Below are 16222 nucleotides of genomic sequence, written 5' to 3'. Positions count from 1 at the left end.
TCATCCTTGAAAATCGGTGTTGAGCGTTGCGATCAGACGGACCTGCTCTTCATAGGCAGTAGCGAAATCGCGGGCGAACAGGCGCTCGCTCCAGTCTCCATCCTGACGCAGGCTGTGGTGATAACGACGATATGCACGCCAGCGGCTGCCGGCGGTAGCGAATAGAGGTTTGCGGCCCTCGCGCTCGAACCGCAGGGTCAGCTGCTCAGGGTCCAGTTGATCCAGCGTCGCCTTGACTACCGCGCGACTGGCAGCAAGCAGGGCAACCTGATGAGCCTGAAGATCCCGGTAGGCACGGGTGATGGCCTGATCTGCCGGTAGCTGGCCGGGCTTGTCGCCCTTGAGCATATGTCCCAGCGTTTCGTTGCTGTCAGCGCCGTGCTTGAGCGGGTTATTCCCGGCACTCTGAACGGTCGTAAGAGACAGGCGCAGCTCGTTCTTCACCTCGCTGCGGGTGCGCAGGGTTTGTTGCAGCCCATTCATGCTCTGACGCAGCAGACGCGCCGCATTGAGGGCCAAGGCCTCGCGTGCTTCGTCGTCCAGGCTGGACAGATCCAGGCCAAGCGCCTGACCGTAGCGGTCCCAGAACTCCTGTGATTGCCGCTTGGGTGGCACCGCCCGTACCGGTTCCGGCTGTGGTGCTACTTCCGGCTCAGGTATGGGAATCAGCTTGGGTACGGTCAGGCTTTCCATATCGACACGGGCATAGTCGGCACGGGATTCATCGACACGCGGACTTACCAGGCTGGATAACTCGTCGGGCTCCGTATAGCCCTGATCCTGACGGTCGAGGGCCGTAAGCGGGTCCAATTCGAGAAAGGCATCATCCGGGATCAGACCATTGGCGCTGTTTGCCGGCATGGGGCGGCCCAGGTCCAGATCGAAGCGCGAAGGGTCTTGCAGGAGGCGGGCACGGATTTCGAAATCGCCCAGGCAGAACGTGTTGCCGTGTTCGATACGATGGGGCTGGCCTTTGACCAAGCGGGCGCCGTTATCCTTGAGCGTGATGCCGTTGCTGCTGGTATCCGTGAGATAGAACGCGTCGTCACGGTAGCTGACCAGTGCATGGTGGCCGGACAGGACGCGATTACGATCCGGGATCACCCAGTCGCTGTCCTCGGCGCGGCCAATGATGCCGCCGACCTGTTTGAAGGTTCGCGTCGACAACATGCCGGGTACGAATTGCTGGGCGCTGACCAGATCAAAAACCAGTTCCATGGTGATGTACTCCTTGCGTCAATTGCCGCGGTTGAGTGCTTTCGGGTCGCCAAGCGGGCGATAGTCCTTATCGGTGCTCTTGGGGTTGCTGGAGCAGCCAGCCACGCCCAGCGTCAGGGTCAGTAGAGCGGCGATCCAGAGTCGAGTGGGCATGTTGGCTACCTCAAGTGATGCGTGTAGGGGTGTGAAATGGGTAAAACGGGCATGGACCGGCTCATAGGTCAGTCGGGCTGATATTCAGCCGCTCCATGCGGTACAGCAGCGTGCGGCGTGGCAGACCAAGCTCACGGGCAGCGTGGGTCTGGTTGCCGTTGTTCTTGCGCAGGCAGTCAATGACGAGTCCGCGCTCCAGCTGGTCCATCCGCTCGCGCAGGGTCAGGCCGACTTCCGGGGTCGTCTCCTGGCGCAGCGGAAAATGTTCGGGTCGTAATTCATTGCCATCGCACAGCAGAACCGCGCGTTCAACGAGGCCTTTGAGTTCCCGGACATTGCCTGGAAAGGCATAGCCTGCCAGACGATCCAGGGCGGCTTCTGTCCAGCGGCAGGGCTCGCGCTGCAAAAAGGAGCAGGCGTTCTCGGCAAAATGGCGGGCCAGCCGGGGAATATCGTCGCCACGCTCACGCAGTGCTGGCAGCTCGATGGGGAAGTGCGTGAGGCGGTAATACAGATCCTCTCGGAAATTGCCCTGTAGCACCTGGTTGTAGAGATCGCGATGGGTCGCGGCAATGATGCGAACATCGACCTTGTGTGTCTCGGTAGAGCCGAGCGGGCGCACTTCGCCTTCCTGTAAGACGCGCAGAAGCTTGGCCTGGAGCGTCAACGGCATATCGCCGATCTCGTCCAGAAACAGGGTGCCGCCATTGGCAGCGTCAAACAGGCCTTGGCGATCCCGGTCGGCACCGGTAAAGGCCCCTTTGCGGTAGCCGAACAGCTCGCTTTCGAGCAGATTTTCCGGCAGTGCCGCACAATTCTGAACCACGAACGCCTGAGTACGGCGAGCACCACAGTCATGAATCGCGCGGGCAACCAGTTCCTTGCCTGTGCCGGTTTCGCCGGTCAGTAATACCGTGACCGGGTTATGCAGCACCTTACCGATCAGCTGGTATACGCCACGCATCGCGACGCTGTCACCAATCATGCCGTATCCACTGGCGCACGGCTTGACCGACTCGACTACCGGAGCGGTTTCCGGCTCGGATGTCTGCAGGCGCTGCAACAGGTTGAGCTGAGCGATGGCAAAGGTGCCCAGCGGCGAGAGCAGGCCACTTAAGGTCTCCAAGTCGCGGGTACGGTGTGTCGCGCACACCATGACACCTTGTACGCTGCCTTGTGCATCGGCCAGCGGCAGGCACAGCAGGCTTTTCCAGGTATAACCTGCTGGTAGAAAATCGACGGCATGCAGGCTGGGGTGAAGCTCGGTCAGAGCCAGCGGGCGATTCTGGAACAGGCAGTACTGCAACAGCTGGCCGTCGTAATCGGCGGGCAGGCTATCGTCGTGGCAGGACTGACGCTGCTCATCCAGCCAGGCTGCTGACAGGTTCAGCGACGTATGCGTGGCGTCCAGAAGATACAGCTGACAGAGATCAGCCTGAGAGAGCTGGGCAGCCGCTTCGATCAGCTCTCCCAGCAAGCTGTCGCGACTGGCCTCCTGTGCCAGACGCGCGAAGCGCTGAAGCAACACTTCGGTCGGGCGCAGGGGCTGAATGGCTTCGGGAAGCATTGCGACCACCTCAGGCAAACTCACACATGACCGCACCATCGCCATCCAGCGTGGCGTGTACGCGGGTCAATGTTTCCCCTGCCGCCATGGCTTCCAGCAAACGGTCGGCAATGCGGGGCAGCAGGTGCTGATCAAGCAGGTGATCGATCAGGCGGGCGCCACTGTCGCTTTGGGTGCAGCGTTCGGTCAGATGATCGACCAGCGCTTCACTGTGGCTCAGCGTCAGCTGACGGCGGGCCAGACGCAGGCCAAGGCGCTCCAGCTTCACGCCTACCAGCTCACGCAGCACGTCGCCACCTACGGGGTAGTAGGGGACAACGCGCATACGTGCCAGCAAGGCCGGCTTGAAATGGCGGGTCAGTGCAGGGCGAATGGCCTGTTCCAGCTCATCGACGGGTGGACGCTGGCCCTCTTCGCACAGGCTGGCGATACGGTCGCTGGCCAAGTTGGAGGTCAGCAGGAAGAGAACATTGCGGAAATCGATCTCGCGGCCTTCGCCGTCATTGGCAACGCCTTTGTCGAAGATCTGATAGAACAGGTTCAGGACGTCCGGATCGGCTTTCTCGACCTCATCCAGCAAGACGACAGAATAAGGCTTCTGACGTACAGCCTCGGTCAGCATGCCACCCTCGCCATAGCCAACATAGCCGGGCGGTGCGCCGATCAGACGAGAGACTGTGTGCTTCTCCTGAAATTCGGACATGTTGATCACAGTTAGGAAGCGCTCGCCACCATACAGCAGGTCCGCGAGCCCCAATGCCGTTTCGGTCTTGCCTACGCCACTGGGCCCTACCAGCAGAAATACACCGACAGGTGCATCGGGATTGTTCAAACCCGCGGCGGCTGCGCGCATGGCCCGATTGAGCACCTCAATGGCCTGACTCTGGCCGCGAACGCGTGCGCCCAGATCATCGGCGAAGCGGGCAACCTTGGTATTGTGCTCGCGGGCCAGCTGGGACAGGGGTACGCCTGTCCAATGGCTGATTACTTCGGCTACCAGGCGCGGGCAGACTTCAAAGCTGACCAAGCGCTCTTCCGCCTGGGCGGCTGAAAGCTCAGCTTGAACGGCTGCCAGCTCCTGCTCCAGTGCGGGCAGGTTAACTTCTTCGGCTGTATCGCTTTCAGCAGCTATGCTGCCTTGCTTCATGCGTGCTTTTGCGCACTGCTGGCGTAGCGCCAAAAGGCGAGTGGCCAGATCACGCTGGGTGCTCCAGCGCGTCTCCAGTTGCGCCAATTCGTCCTGGGCTTCCGCCAGACGGTCTTGCAGACGGTTCAACGCTTCTCCGTCAATGGCAAGGCCGGACTCCTGATCACGGCTCAGCGCAGCAAACTGGCGCTCGCCCTGGGCGATTTCGCTGCGTAGGCGCTCGACGGCTTCTGGCGCAGCGGCCAAGCTGATACGCACACGGGCGCAGGCAGTGTCGAGCACATCGACCGCTTTGTCGGGTAGCTGACGTCCGGCCAGATAGCGTGCGGACAGCTCCGCAGCAGCCACGACGGCATCGTCACGCAGGTAGATGCCATGACTTTTCTCATAAACGGAAGCCAGGCCGCGCAGGATGGTAACGGCTTCTGTAACAGTCGGCTCCAGCAGCTTGACCGGCTGGAAACGGCGCGCCAGGGCCGGGTCTTTTTCGAAATACTTTTTGTACTCGCTCCAGGTCGTAGCGGCCACGGTGCGTAATTCGCCACGAGCCAGCGCAGGCTTCAACAAGTTAGCCGCATCAGAGCCACCTGCCTGGCCGCCGGCACCAATCAGGGTATGGGCTTCGTCAATGAAAAGAATGATCGGTTTGGGCGAGGCCTTGACCTCATCAATCACACCCTGCAAGCGACGTTCGAATTCACCTTTGACACTGGCGCCAGCCTGTAGCAGGCCCAGGTCCAGGGATAGCAGCTCGACGCCTTTGAGGGCTTCCGGCACTTCACTAGCGGCGATACGCAGCGCCAGACCTTCGACGATAGCAGTCTTGCCCACGCCCGCTTCGCCCACCACGATGGGGTTGTTCTTGCGGCGACGGGCCAGGATATCGATCATCTGGCGAATGGATTCATCGCGGCACAGGACTGGATCGAGCTTCCCATCACGGGCCTGCTGCGTGAAGTTATGGGTAAAGCGTGCCAGGAAGGACTCACCGGAAGCCGCTTGTGCCGAGGCAGCCTGCGGTTTCTGGGACTGGGCATAGTCGCGTAGACGCTCGGCATCAAGCTTGGCGATTAAGGGCTGGTACTGCGTACCCGCATAACGCATCGGATTGCGCAGCAGAGCCAGGATAAGCGCGGCGGGGTCGATGTGGCTCTGACCCAGCTCCAGGCTAGCCACCAGCAGGGCATCCTGAAGCCACTGCACCAGCTCCGCTGAAAAGACCGGATTACGGGACTCGCTGGCTTCTCCGCGAGGTTGCAGAGTGCGCGCCAGCTCACTCGATTCGACGCCTGCATCCTGCAGGGCGCGAGCCAGCAGGCTGTCGGTACGCTCCAACAGGTTTAGCATCAGGTCTTCGACCAGGATCTTGCTGCCCCCACGGGTCAGGCAGCGTTGGGCGGCCTGTTCCAGGTCGCGGCGGGTGTCGGCATCCAGTGCCTGTACCAACTGTTGCAGGTCAACGTTGATCATGTCATCAGTCCTTAATGAGTCTTGCCGGCCAGCGTTACGACGCCGTCCGCATGTTCATGGCCAAGCCAGCTGGTCCAACCCAGGCGGCACGGGTTATCGGCGCCAAGCCGCAGCTCGCGGATGGCATCGGTGCGCAATTCCAGACGCAGGTCGTAGTCCAGCGGATCGCGCAACGTGAAGCGCACCAAGGCGCATAGCGGCGCATAACCTGCGCCAATGGGAAGAAATTCGTGGAAGCGGTTCCAGTCCAGCTCGCGGATATGAATACGAAACTTGCCGCTGCGATCACGCACCTGTTGCCCCAGCACCAGGTTCTCACCCAGGGTGCTGTTGCCCAGGCCCAGGCGGTTCTGTTGATCGGTAGAGATCTGCACCTGACGTTCGATGCACTGCTCGATATGCATGGCGGCATGCTTGAAGTAGTAGCGCAGCACTGCTTCGATCAAGGCCGCCGAGTGAGCGCGCAGGCTCAGCAGGCCCAGATAGGGCAGCAGACGCTTCCAGTTGAGTTCCTGCGACTGGCGAATCGTCTCGCCACGCAGGCCGATCAGGGCGAACAGCTGGGCGGAAAAATCATCCATGGCGCCACGTTGGAAGCTGGCGTTGTAGCGGTACTTGCGCCAGATCGGCAGCAACAGGCGCTGGAAGCGATGATTGAAAAGATCCAGAAACTCGCGGGTCGGATTACCGGAGGGGCCATCCCCCAATGCCTGCTCGCTATAAAACGCAGGCAAGGGCGAGCCGGCACCCGCCAGGCTGACCAGGTTCAGGCGCATCCGCGCGCGCATCTCACCGTCTTCTTCGAAGAACTCGATACGATCGATATCGCTACCCGGAAAACCCAGGCTCGGGTTGGCCTGAAATTCGAGGCGGTCGTAGAGCGCTTCGTCATCCAGGTCGGGATTGTTCTGTCTAAGCTTCTCCAGTACTCGCTGTATGCCCTGAAAGAGGGTGTACTCACGGATACCGCAGCTCAGCGAGCTCAAAGCAAGGGCTGTTGCCCCATGCGCGGCGTCCATTGGTACACCTCTCCTTGTGTGCTTTTCACGCGCAGCTCATGGTAGGAATTGAGGCTGGCGTACAACGCGAAAAATTCATTGAGGACCGAGGCGAAGACAAACAGATCGCCTTCGCCCAGAAAGCCTTCCGGGTCCATGGTCAGCTCGGTGCTGATACCGCGAACGGGTAGTCCACGGTGGAGTCGGTCAACCGGCTTGTGGCTGATGCTTTTTAGGGCACCTAACTGGCGACGGCTGATCTTTTCTGCATGCTGGTCGTAGTAGCGCGGCAGGTCATAGGTTTCGAGAATCACCTTGAGCGCCTCTACATCGGAGAGCGACAGGTAATTCAGCGACATATTGGAAATGAGCTTCCACAGGAAATCGCGTGACAGTGGCGGCGCATAGCACGGTGTCGCGGTAGTGATATTGCGAAAGCTCAAGAACTCCGGCGTGTCTTCGCTAGGCAGGCAGATGTCGCCCAGCTTGAGTTGCAACGGTAAATTCTGGTTGGTGCAGACGAGCTCGATAGACAGCGTTTCGTGGCGCTCCTGGGCTACGGCATCACCAAAGCGACTGCCTGACTCCTGAATGCCGAACGATAGATACGTGTCGACGCCGTCATGCAGGATCGAGGTGCGCTGGCGCACGCTGTAATGCGGGCGCGCCTTGGGCACATCGAAGCTTGCGTCGTGCTCGAAAGATTCGAACGGCACATAGTCTTCATAGCCCATGCCGCCGGGTCGCCAGCCGGTCACGCGCTCAACGGAATAGACGCCGCAGTGCTCGGTATCGTATTCGGCCGGCAGCAACAGGTACTCGTCCTGCTTGCCATCCAGGCGGATGGGCAGGGCGTCATGGTTGAACAGGTTTACGATCGGCGTGCAATAGAGGCGTACGTTGTCACGGGTGGGGCGAAGACGCTGGCTGCCCACCTTGCGCAGATCGAAGCGTAGCTCCAGGCCGCGCGTCTTCTTGATGATCTCTTGAGGCAGCGCATTGACGATGCTCAGCCCATCAAGCTCGACGAACAGGAACTTGTCCTGGAAGGCAAAGTACTCCTGCAGGAAGCGGTAACCCCGAAAGGTATTGTGCGGGTAAGGGATCAGCGCTTCTTCCTCGTCGACACCTACCGCACGCAGTCGGTCAGCCCCCAGCTTGAACTGGATCGGCGTATCGTCGGGAGACTTGACCGGCTTGTTGTCGGCATCCAGCGGTATCAGCTGGACACCTTCCAGATGACGCAGCAGTGCCAGGTACAAGGTCTGGCTGATGTAACGCTCACCGGCCAGATGCAGGCGTAGGCGTTTGAGGCCGATATCGCCCAGGTGGCCTTCGGCGCTCAGGGTCAGGCGCAGGTTGAGCAGGGCGCCTTCGCCTTTGGCAGAGTACTCCAATGCGGACAGTTCCAGCGGTAGCACGTCTGTAGCAAAACAGGTCCGGAAGCGGCAGCTTACGTCCTGTACCGGACGCGCTTCCACCGGCGTGTTGCGTGCAACGGTAATGGCTCCACCGGGACGCTTGAGCGGGTCGAACTGAAGCATGCTGAACGCCGGTAGCGGGCGCATGTAGTTTGGCCACAGCAGGTGCATCAGGGAGTGGGTCAGCTCTGGCAGCTCGTCGTCGAGCTTCTGGCGCAGGCGTCCAGTCAGAAAGGCAAAACCTTCCATCAGGCGCTCGACATCCGGATCCCGACCGCCCTGACCCAGGAACGGTGCCAGGGCCGGGCTGCGCTCGGAGAAGCGCTTGCCCAGCTGCCGTAGCGCGGACAGCTCGCTCTGGTAATAGTGATTGAACGACATGTGCTTTCCTTAGCTGACCTTCACTTGTCCGCTGCCATCCAGGCGTGCGGTAAAACTGACCTGCTTCTTGATCCCGTCCACGTCCAGCCAGCCTTCGAGAATAAAGCTCAGGGTCAGCGGATCATGACTGCGGGGCAGGGATAACACTCGAACGCTGAATAAACGGGGCTCGTAGGCGTCGATAAAGCGTTCGATAGCGACACGCGCCTGATTCAGCGAATCATGCAGGGACAGACGCATGTCGTTCAGATCGGGCAACCCGTAGTCGGGCTGCGTTTGCACGCTGCCCGCACGGGTGCTGAGCATTTTGGCCAGATGAGAGGCGACCGATGCCGTAACGGCTTGCTCCCGGGTCAGGCGGGCACGTTGATCCGCTTCCCCGGAAAGACGCTCGAACAGACTGCCGTAGCTCATCACCTGGCTCCTGCTCACTCTTTGTCCAGCTTGCCAACCAGGGACAGTGTGAAATCCGCGCCCATGTACTTGAAGTGCGGACGCACGCTCAGGCCGACACGGTACCAGCCCGGCTCGCCATCCACCTCGGTGACCTTGATACTGGCAGCGCGCAGAGGACGGCGACCGCGAACCTCAGCACTGGGGTTTTCCTGGTCGGCCACGTACTGACGGATCCACTTGTTCAGCTCAAGCTCAAGGTCGGTACGTTCCTTGGTGCTGCCCAGCTGCTCGCGCTGCAGGACCTTCAGATAGTGCGCCAGACGGCTGACGATGAACAGGTAGGGCAGTTGGGTGCCTAGCTTGTAGTTCATCTCGGCGTTCTTGCCTTCTTCGCTGTTACCAAAGAACTTCGGCTTCTGTACGGAGTTGGCAGAGAAGAATGCCGCGTTATCGCTACCCTTGCGCATGGTCAGCGCGATGAAGCCTTCCTCGGCCAGCTCGTACTCGCGGCGATCTGAAACCAGCACTTCGGTCGGAATCTTGGTCTCGATTTCACCCATGCTTTCGAAATGGTGCAGGGGCAGGTCTTCTACCGCGCCACCGCTCTGGGGGCCAATGATGTTCGGACACCAGCGGAATTTGGCGAAGCTGCTGGTCAGGCGAGTCGCGAAGGCATACGCGGTGTTGCCCCACAGGTAATGCTCGTGGCTGCTGGAGACGTTTTCCTTGTAGACAAAGCTCTTGACCGGGTTTTCTTCCGGGTCATAAGGCGTACGCAGCAGGAAGCGGGGCAGGGTCAGGCCTACATAACGGGAGTCTTCCTGCTCGCGGAAGCTCTGCCACTTGGTGAATTGCGGGCCCTCGAAGTGATCTTTCATGTCTTTCAGGTCGGGCAGACCTGTAAACGCCTCTAGACCAAAGAACTTCGGACCGGCTGCCGCAACGAAGGGCGCATGCGCCATGGCCGCAACGCTGGCCACATGCTGCATGGTCTTCACGTCTGGAGAGCTCGGGTCGAAGAAGTAGTTGGCAATGATCGCGCCAACCGGCTCGCCACCGAACTGGCCGTATTCGGCTGTATAGATGTGCTTGTACAGGCCGGACTGAACGATTTCCGGCGAGTCCTCGAAGTCTTCCAGCAGGTCCTGCTTGGATACGTTCAGGATCTCGACCTTGTTGTTCTCACGGAAATCGGTGCGGTCGACCAGCATCTGCAGACCACGCCAGGAGGACTCCAGCGATTGGAACTCGGCGTGGTGAAGGATTTCGTCCATCTGGCGGCTGAGCTTGGCATCGATCTCGGCGATCATGCGGTCGACCAGGGCCTTCTTGACCGGCTCTTTTTCGTTCTGCGGCTTGAGCAGCTCTTCGATGAAGGCAGATACGCCCCGCTTGGCAATGCCATAAGCTTCGTCATCAGGTGTGAGCTTGGTTTCAGCGATGATACGGTCAAGAATGCCGGCTTCGCCTGTTACTTGAGTCGCTTCGAGAGCGGTATTGGTACTCATCTGAACTCTTCCTTGTCCTTGGTTCAAGCGTCCTGGTCGGCTTTGGCGGCCAAACCGAGTTCGCCCAGTACGCGTTCGCGGGAGTCATCGTCCGCCAGTACGCTTTCGATAGCCTTGCGGAAAGCAGGGGCGTTACCCAGCGGGCCTTTCAGTGCGACGAGGGCATCACGCAGTTCCATCAGTTTCTTCAGCTCCGGCACCTGATCCACGATGTTGGCAGGGTTGAAGTCCTTCATCGTATTGATGTTCAGGCTGACGCTCAGCTCTTCACCTTGCGCATCATCCTGCAGGCGGTTCGGTACGCTCAGGTTCAGCGCCAGTTCCTGTTTGCCCAGGACTTCATCGAAGTTGTTCTTGTCGATGCTGATCGGCTTGCGATCCTCGACCTTGCGATCGTCTGCGCGCTGGGTAAAGTCGCCCAGAACCATTAGCTTCAGAGGCAGTTCCTGTTCTTCCTGAACATTGCCAGTGGCGGGTTTGAAGGTGACGTTGATGCGTTCCTTGGGGGCTACCGAGCCTTCTTTGGCCATGGCATTTCTCCTTTCTGTGTGAAGGCCGTGCGGCCTCAATCAAGTACCACTTCGAGATCGATGTGGCACAACCTGCGGTAAAGCTCGTCCTTGTAGTCTCGTAGTCCAGGGTTCTGAGGCAGCAGTTCGCAGCACTGATAGAGCAGCTGCAAAACCTCCAGGGCGAGTTCGGGTTCCCAGTCGGCCAGACCGCTGCGTTGCAGGGTCTCGTCGAGTGTTTGCAATTGGGTCTTGGCCAGGTCGTATTTCTTGGCCTGGAAGCAGAGGCGGGCGAGGGTGAGTTGCCAGAAAAATCGCTCACGGCCGCCTTGTGCGGTGGTCATGCCCTGCTTGAGTGTCTGAACCGCCTGCTTGAGGCCATCCTTTCGCAGGGTAGGCAGCAGTGCAGCCAGTGCTTCGTCCCAGGCGGGACGATTATTGCCACTATTCGAAGCCGCCTCGCGTGGCGCGCTGGGAGCCTGGGTATGTGGGATGACATGGGCGCTGATCCAGGCGCGTGTTTCGGCATCGGCAAAGGGCTGACCGTCATGGAAGCGCAGCTCCACGATGCCAGGTACGCGGGCCAGAAAGAGGGCGAAGGGCATTTCGACTTCCCTCAGGGAGGCTTCAGCGCCTAGTGCCTGCAGGCATTCCCAGGCCAGGCGTTGCCCATCGAACCAGAAGGGTGCACGTGCCAGGCTGGCCTCCAGATCCACCAGCAATTCAGCATACTGACCTTGCTCGAAACGCTCCTTATAGGAGGCGATCTTGTCGGTGGGAAGTCCACGAAGCGCCGTGATCTGTTCGGCGTTGTGCTCGGGTACGCTGTCGATGCCCAGCCACAGCAGGGCACGATTCAGACGTAGCGGACGAATGTCCGTCGCCTTTTGCCGGGTCCACCAAGTGCACAGGAGACGAGCGCTGTCCTGCTGGGCGCGAAGGGCCTTATGGGCATCCTTGTCGTTTTCGATCGGCCCGGTTGGCACGTTGGATGAAGACGAAGCCAGCGTGGGTGCAACCGAAGGGGCGTTGGATGCTGTCGTTGGGGTCGCCGTCTGACCGGCACGCTTTACCTGATCGTCTACCCGCCGGCACAGCGGCAGTAACAAGGGAGCCTCTTCGCCTAGATGTGTGGACAGGCAGGCATCCAGTGCCTTCAGGTGCTCTATCAGTTGCTGGAACAGCGGGAGCTGTTCGGAGGTTGGCGCGCAGTCCGACAGTACAGGCTCCAGACGCGTCAGCAGCCAGCCCAGGGCCGCACCGCGCGTACGTACCTTGCGTGGATGTAGCGCATCCCAATGCTGGGTGCACAGGGCATGAAGCAAGGCGATACCTGCCTGCAAGCCAGTGAAGCGCTCGCGCTGATACAAGGCCCAGACCAGCCAGGCGGCTACACGCAGGTCTTTGGATTGGGTACGCAGCAGTGATTCGCTGCCGTCACAAATCATCTGCCAATCGATCTGGCCGCTTTGATGAAGGGAAGAGGCTTTGGCTAGCTCGGCTTCGAGCTGTTCATACTCGCTGGAATATCGCGCGTCCTCGCCGCCGAAGTTGCCCGCTTCGATGGGCTGTTCGGCCAGGGCCAGATAATGCGTAGCGAGTGAACTGGAGAACGTCATTCCGTGACCTTGCTGAAGCATCCATTGCTTTAGGGGGAGCGATAGTGAGCGGCCATCCAGGCCAATCGTCCCCACGAAATTCTGTGCAATTCATTGCACAGCTCAATGTGCAGCAAATTGCGCACATGAGTAATGGTGCGCATCCTAAAGAGCGAAGCCCTCTAGAACAAGGCGGCAAATGTGACCGTTTGAACATTTAGAAGAATTGATGACCCAGCGGTATTTGTTACCGAGACGAACGGTTACCTGTGGCAACCGTTGCGTCTAGAGTGGGCAATTTGCTACCAAGCGTGACGTGCTTTGCATAGGGCGCTTAACAAAAAGCACCCTTGGCTGCCCGCTTTTTTCGCAGAATCTAGCGGCGAGGAACGGAGCGGGTACGGCCGCTGCCGTCGATGGCGACAAAAACGAAGGCGGCTTCGGTCACCTTGCTCCATTCGTTGGAGAGAGGATCATCGCTCCAAACTTCAACCATCATGCGAATCGAACTACGACCTACTTCCAGCGCCTGGGTATAGAAAGAAAGCTGCGCACCCACCGGAACCGGGACGAGAAATGCCATGCGGTCGATGGCAACCGTGGCGACGCGACCCTGAGCGATTCGACTGGCCATGGACGTGCCGGCCAGGTCCATCTGGGCGACGAGCCAGCCGCCATAGATATCGCCAAACCCGTTCGTTTCGCGTGGGAGTGCGGTGATCTGCATGGCCAGATCGCCTTGAGGTATTGGATCTTCTTGTTCGAGTTCTTCAATCATGCGCGGGGCGCCCCTGGAGCCCTTTTCAATTTTGATGGCTGGGAGACCTTTTAAAGCAAGAATATGGCCAACCTGACCGGGCGTGTCGAATGTCGTCTGATCCTGGGCAGTATATAGACTGTGCCGGTCAGGTACGACAGGGTGTTGACAGTTTAAATAAATTCGCCGAACGGCTTGGGCGTCGGTATTTGAATTTGATATCGTGCAGGTTTGCACATGACAGACCCGACCGGGCCGTGTCATGGCTACACAGGTGATGGTTTGCGTTCAACCGGTTCGGGCCAGGTTCGCAATGTTGTCCACAAGATGACGGAGCGAACGTATCACGGCCCAGTGCTCACACGGCTTTTCATTTCCCTGGTTCTCGCTCTTGTATTAATGTCTCGTCTCCGCCTTGTGCGGATTTACGGTCTCCCTGCTTAACTAGGGGAGACGTTCACCGGTGTAGCTCGAACCTGTGTGCGGGAAAACCCTGCTTGTCCAGGTTCCACGGTCTAGCGCGAACGTGTGCATATAATTCTAACGAGACTTGAGCCATGAGACCGCAATCCCATTCCGCCTTGCCCGAATCACGCCCGTTAGGGCGCAGTGACTATAAGACCCTTTCCCTGTCCGCCTTGGGTGGCGCGCTCGAATTTTACGACTTCGTGATCTTCGTGTTTTTCGCCGCCGTAGTAAGCAAGTTGTTCTTTCCTGCCGAGATGCCCGAGTGGCTGCGCCAGATCCAGACCTTCGGCATCTTTGCCGCGGGCTATCTGGCACGTCCGCTGGGGGGCGTGATCATGGCCCACTTTGGCGATCTCTTAGGACGCAAGAAGATGTTTACGCTCAGCATCTTCATGATGGCACTGCCCACGCTGGGTATGGGCCTGATGCCAACATACGCCCAGATCGGCATTGCTGCACCGCTGCTACTATTGCTGTTGCGCATCATCCAGGGGGCTGCCATTGGCGGTGAGGTGCCGGGTGCGTGGGTATTCGTGGCCGAGCATGTCCCGAATCGTCATGTGGGCTATGCCTGCGGTACGCTGACGGCCGGGTTGACCTTTGGCATCCTGCTCGGCTCGCTGATGGCGACGCTGATCAATACCGTATTTACGCCCGTTGAAGTGCACGATTATGCGTGGCGTTTTCCTTTCTTGATCGGTGGCGTATTCGGATTATTCTCGGTGTATTTACGCCGTTGGCTGCATGAGACCCCGGTCTTCGCTGAGCTTCAGCTACGCAAGTCGCTGGCCAGTGAAGTGCCGCTCAAGGCGGTCCTGCGTGATCACCGGGGAGCCGTTGTCGTATCCATGCTGCTGACCTGGATGCTGACCGCCGGTATCGTGGTCGTTATTCTCATGACGCCCACGCTGTTGCAGACTCAATATGGCTTCTCTGCCGCGGTAGCGCTCAGAGCCAATAGCCTGGCAATCGTGTTCCTGACCGTGGGTTGCATCATATCGGGCTCGCTGTCCGACCGCTTTGGCAGCGGACGGATCTTTTTGATCGGCGGTGCGCTCCTGGGAATCATATCCTGGACGATGTACGCCAGCCTCAAGACGCATCCGGAATGGCTGTTCCCGCTGTATGCGCTGGCAGGCTTGTCAGTTGGGGTGATCGGGAGCGTGCCGCGTGTCATGGTACTGGCGTTCCCGGCCGAGGTACGTTTCTCGGGCCTGTCGTTCTCCTATAACCTAGCCTATGCCATCTTTGGCGGCCTGACGCCGATGATCGTGACGCTGATGCTCAAGCAGCATCCGTTGGGGCCGGCCTATTACGTGGTCGGCCTAGCCATTCTGGGCATGCTGGTGGGCGCCTGGCTGCTTAGCCAGGAGCGCCGTGTCGTACCGGTTGCGGCCTGATCCTTCGCGTACTCGAACGCTGCCTCAGACGAGGTAGCGTTCGGCAAGCTTGGCCCAGTAGCGTGCCCCAATGGGCAGCAGGGCGTCATTGAAGTCGTAGGCGGGGTTGTGCAGGCTGGCGCTGTTGCCATTGCCAATGAACAGATAACACCCCGGACACCGCTCAAGCATATAGGCGAAATCCTCGCTGGCGCTGATAGGCGCAAAATTCGGCACAATGGACTGGCTGCCAAAACACTCTTCTGCCACTGATCGTGCAAACGCAGTTTCCTGGGTATGGTTGACCAGTACCGGATAGCCGCGACGGTAATCCAGCTGGGCAGTCGCGCCAAAGCTTTCCGCTTGGGCCTGGGTAACCGCGCGGATACGCTGCTCCAGCTGATCACGCACGCTGTTGCTGAAGGCGCGAATCGTCAGCTTCATGTCTACCGCATCGGGAATGACGTTATTGGCATGGCCGCCATGAATACTTCCTATGCTGATGACTGCTGTTTCCAGCGGATCGATATTGCGCGACACGATGCTTTGCAACGCCATGATTGTCGATGCACTGGCGACAACAGGGTCGACGGCCTTGTGCGGTACGGCGCCATGACCACCCTGGCCGACAATACGCAGGTCGGCAGTATCGGCGGAGGCCATGGCCGGTCCTTCTACAAAGCAGAAGTGGCCGGCCGGTACACCCGGCATGTTATGGAAGCCAAACACGGCATCGCAGGGAAAGAGGTCGAATAAGCCGTCTTCGATCATCCGCAATGCGCCGCCAAGTCCTTCCTCGGCCGGTTGAAAAATCAAATGAAGGGTGCCGTCAAAAGCGCGTGTCTCAGCCAGATAGCGGGCCGCTGTCAGCAGGGTTGTGGTGTGACCGTCATGCCCGCAGGCGTGCATCCGGCCGGCATTGGCACTGGCATAGGGCAGACCGGTGGCCTCTACAATGGGCAGGGCGTCCATGTCTGCGCGGATGCCAAGTCGCTTGCTGCCCGAGCCGACCCTGAGCGTGCCAACCACGCCGGTGCCGCCCAGCCCCCGATGGACTTCATACCCCCAGGCGCTGAGCGAGGCGGCTACCAGGTCGCTGGTGCGACGCTCCTCATAGCCCAGCTCAGGATGCTGGTGGATATCCCGCCGGAGGTTGACCATGTCGGGTAGAAAGTCTTCGATTCTCAAGGCAGCGTCGTCACGAAGAAGTGTATCGATAGGCATTTGGATTCCTCTTGTTGGCGCATGGCGA

13 protein-coding genes are annotated in these 16222 nt (G+C 59.5%); 1 reads left to right on the top strand and 12 read right to left on the bottom strand.

Features of this window, described 5'->3' with window-relative positions; genetic code table 11:
* The 11 genes from tagH to JQR90_RS19125 form a co-directional block, all read right to left on the bottom strand.
* On the bottom strand, positions 1-1218 hold the full coding sequence (gene tagH, locus JQR90_RS19175; protein WP_434140242.1) for a type VI secretion system-associated FHA domain protein TagH: 1218 nt from the start codon (positions 1216-1218) through the stop codon (positions 1-3).
* 18 nt (positions 1219-1236) lie between these two features.
* On the bottom strand, positions 1237-1371 hold the full coding sequence (locus JQR90_RS19170) for a hypothetical protein (protein ID WP_010796278.1): 135 nt from the start codon (positions 1369-1371) through the stop codon (positions 1237-1239).
* Between the two features lie 61 nt (positions 1372-1432).
* The gene (locus JQR90_RS19165) at positions 1433-2938 is read right to left on the bottom strand and encodes a sigma-54-dependent Fis family transcriptional regulator (RefSeq protein ID WP_010796277.1); all 1506 of its coding nucleotides are present in this window, start codon (positions 2936-2938) and stop codon (positions 1433-1435) included.
* Positions 2939-2948: 10 nt separating this feature from the next.
* The gene (gene tssH / locus JQR90_RS19160) at positions 2949-5555 is read right to left on the bottom strand and encodes a type VI secretion system ATPase TssH (RefSeq protein WP_434140241.1); all 2607 of its coding nucleotides are present in this window, start codon (positions 5553-5555) and stop codon (positions 2949-2951) included.
* 11 nt (positions 5556-5566) lie between these two features.
* Positions 5567-6574: a type VI secretion system baseplate subunit TssG gene (gene tssG, locus JQR90_RS19155; RefSeq protein ID WP_434140240.1), complete on the bottom strand. Its 1008-nt coding sequence runs from the start codon at positions 6572-6574 to the stop codon at positions 5567-5569.
* A complete protein-coding gene (gene tssF / locus JQR90_RS19150) occupies positions 6538-8355 on the bottom strand; it encodes a type VI secretion system baseplate subunit TssF (RefSeq protein WP_434140239.1) in 1818 nt (605 codons plus the stop codon). Before tssF ends, tssG begins: the two co-directional genes overlap by 37 nt.
* A 9-nt stretch (positions 8356-8364) precedes the next feature.
* The gene (gene tssE / locus JQR90_RS19145) at positions 8365-8772 is read right to left on the bottom strand and encodes a type VI secretion system baseplate subunit TssE (RefSeq protein ID WP_112297931.1); all 408 of its coding nucleotides are present in this window, start codon (positions 8770-8772) and stop codon (positions 8365-8367) included.
* A gap of 11 nt (positions 8773-8783) precedes the next feature.
* Complete coding sequence (gene tssC / locus JQR90_RS19140; RefSeq protein WP_010796272.1) at positions 8784-10259, bottom strand: type VI secretion system contractile sheath large subunit; 1476 nt, start codon at positions 10257-10259, stop codon at positions 8784-8786.
* 23 nt (positions 10260-10282) lie between these two features.
* On the bottom strand, positions 10283-10789 hold the full coding sequence (tssB, locus tag JQR90_RS19135) for a type VI secretion system contractile sheath small subunit (protein ID WP_010796271.1): 507 nt from the start codon (positions 10787-10789) through the stop codon (positions 10283-10285).
* Between the two features lie 35 nt (positions 10790-10824).
* On the bottom strand, positions 10825-12387 hold the full coding sequence (tssA, locus tag JQR90_RS19130; RefSeq protein ID WP_010796270.1) for a type VI secretion system protein TssA: 1563 nt from the start codon (positions 12385-12387) through the stop codon (positions 10825-10827).
* A 355-nt stretch (positions 12388-12742) separates the two neighbouring features.
* On the bottom strand, positions 12743-13141 hold the full coding sequence (locus tag JQR90_RS19125) for an acyl-CoA thioesterase (protein WP_037030601.1): 399 nt from the start codon (positions 13139-13141) through the stop codon (positions 12743-12745).
* 539 nt (positions 13142-13680) lie between these two features.
* Between JQR90_RS19125 and JQR90_RS19120 the strand changes: the two genes are divergently transcribed.
* Complete coding sequence (locus JQR90_RS19120; RefSeq protein WP_010796267.1) at positions 13681-14991, top strand: MFS transporter; 1311 nt, start codon at positions 13681-13683, stop codon at positions 14989-14991.
* A gap of 24 nt (positions 14992-15015) precedes the next feature.
* On the opposite strand, the gene JQR90_RS19115 is transcribed toward JQR90_RS19120, so the two are convergent.
* Positions 15016-16194 carry a M20 aminoacylase family protein gene (locus JQR90_RS19115; RefSeq protein ID WP_010796266.1) on the bottom strand — a complete coding sequence of 393 codons (1179 nt, stop codon included), beginning with the start codon at positions 16192-16194 and terminating at the stop codon, positions 15016-15018.
* Positions 16195-16222: the final 28 nt, after the last annotated feature.

It is taken from the genome of Pseudomonas sp. JZ114 (assembly GCF_051027705.1).
Taxonomy (GTDB): domain Bacteria; phylum Pseudomonadota; class Gammaproteobacteria; order Pseudomonadales; family Pseudomonadaceae; genus Chryseomonas; species Chryseomonas luteola.
The sequence above is the reverse complement of the archived record's forward strand: the minus strand, read 5'-3'. Positions and strand labels throughout refer to the sequence as shown.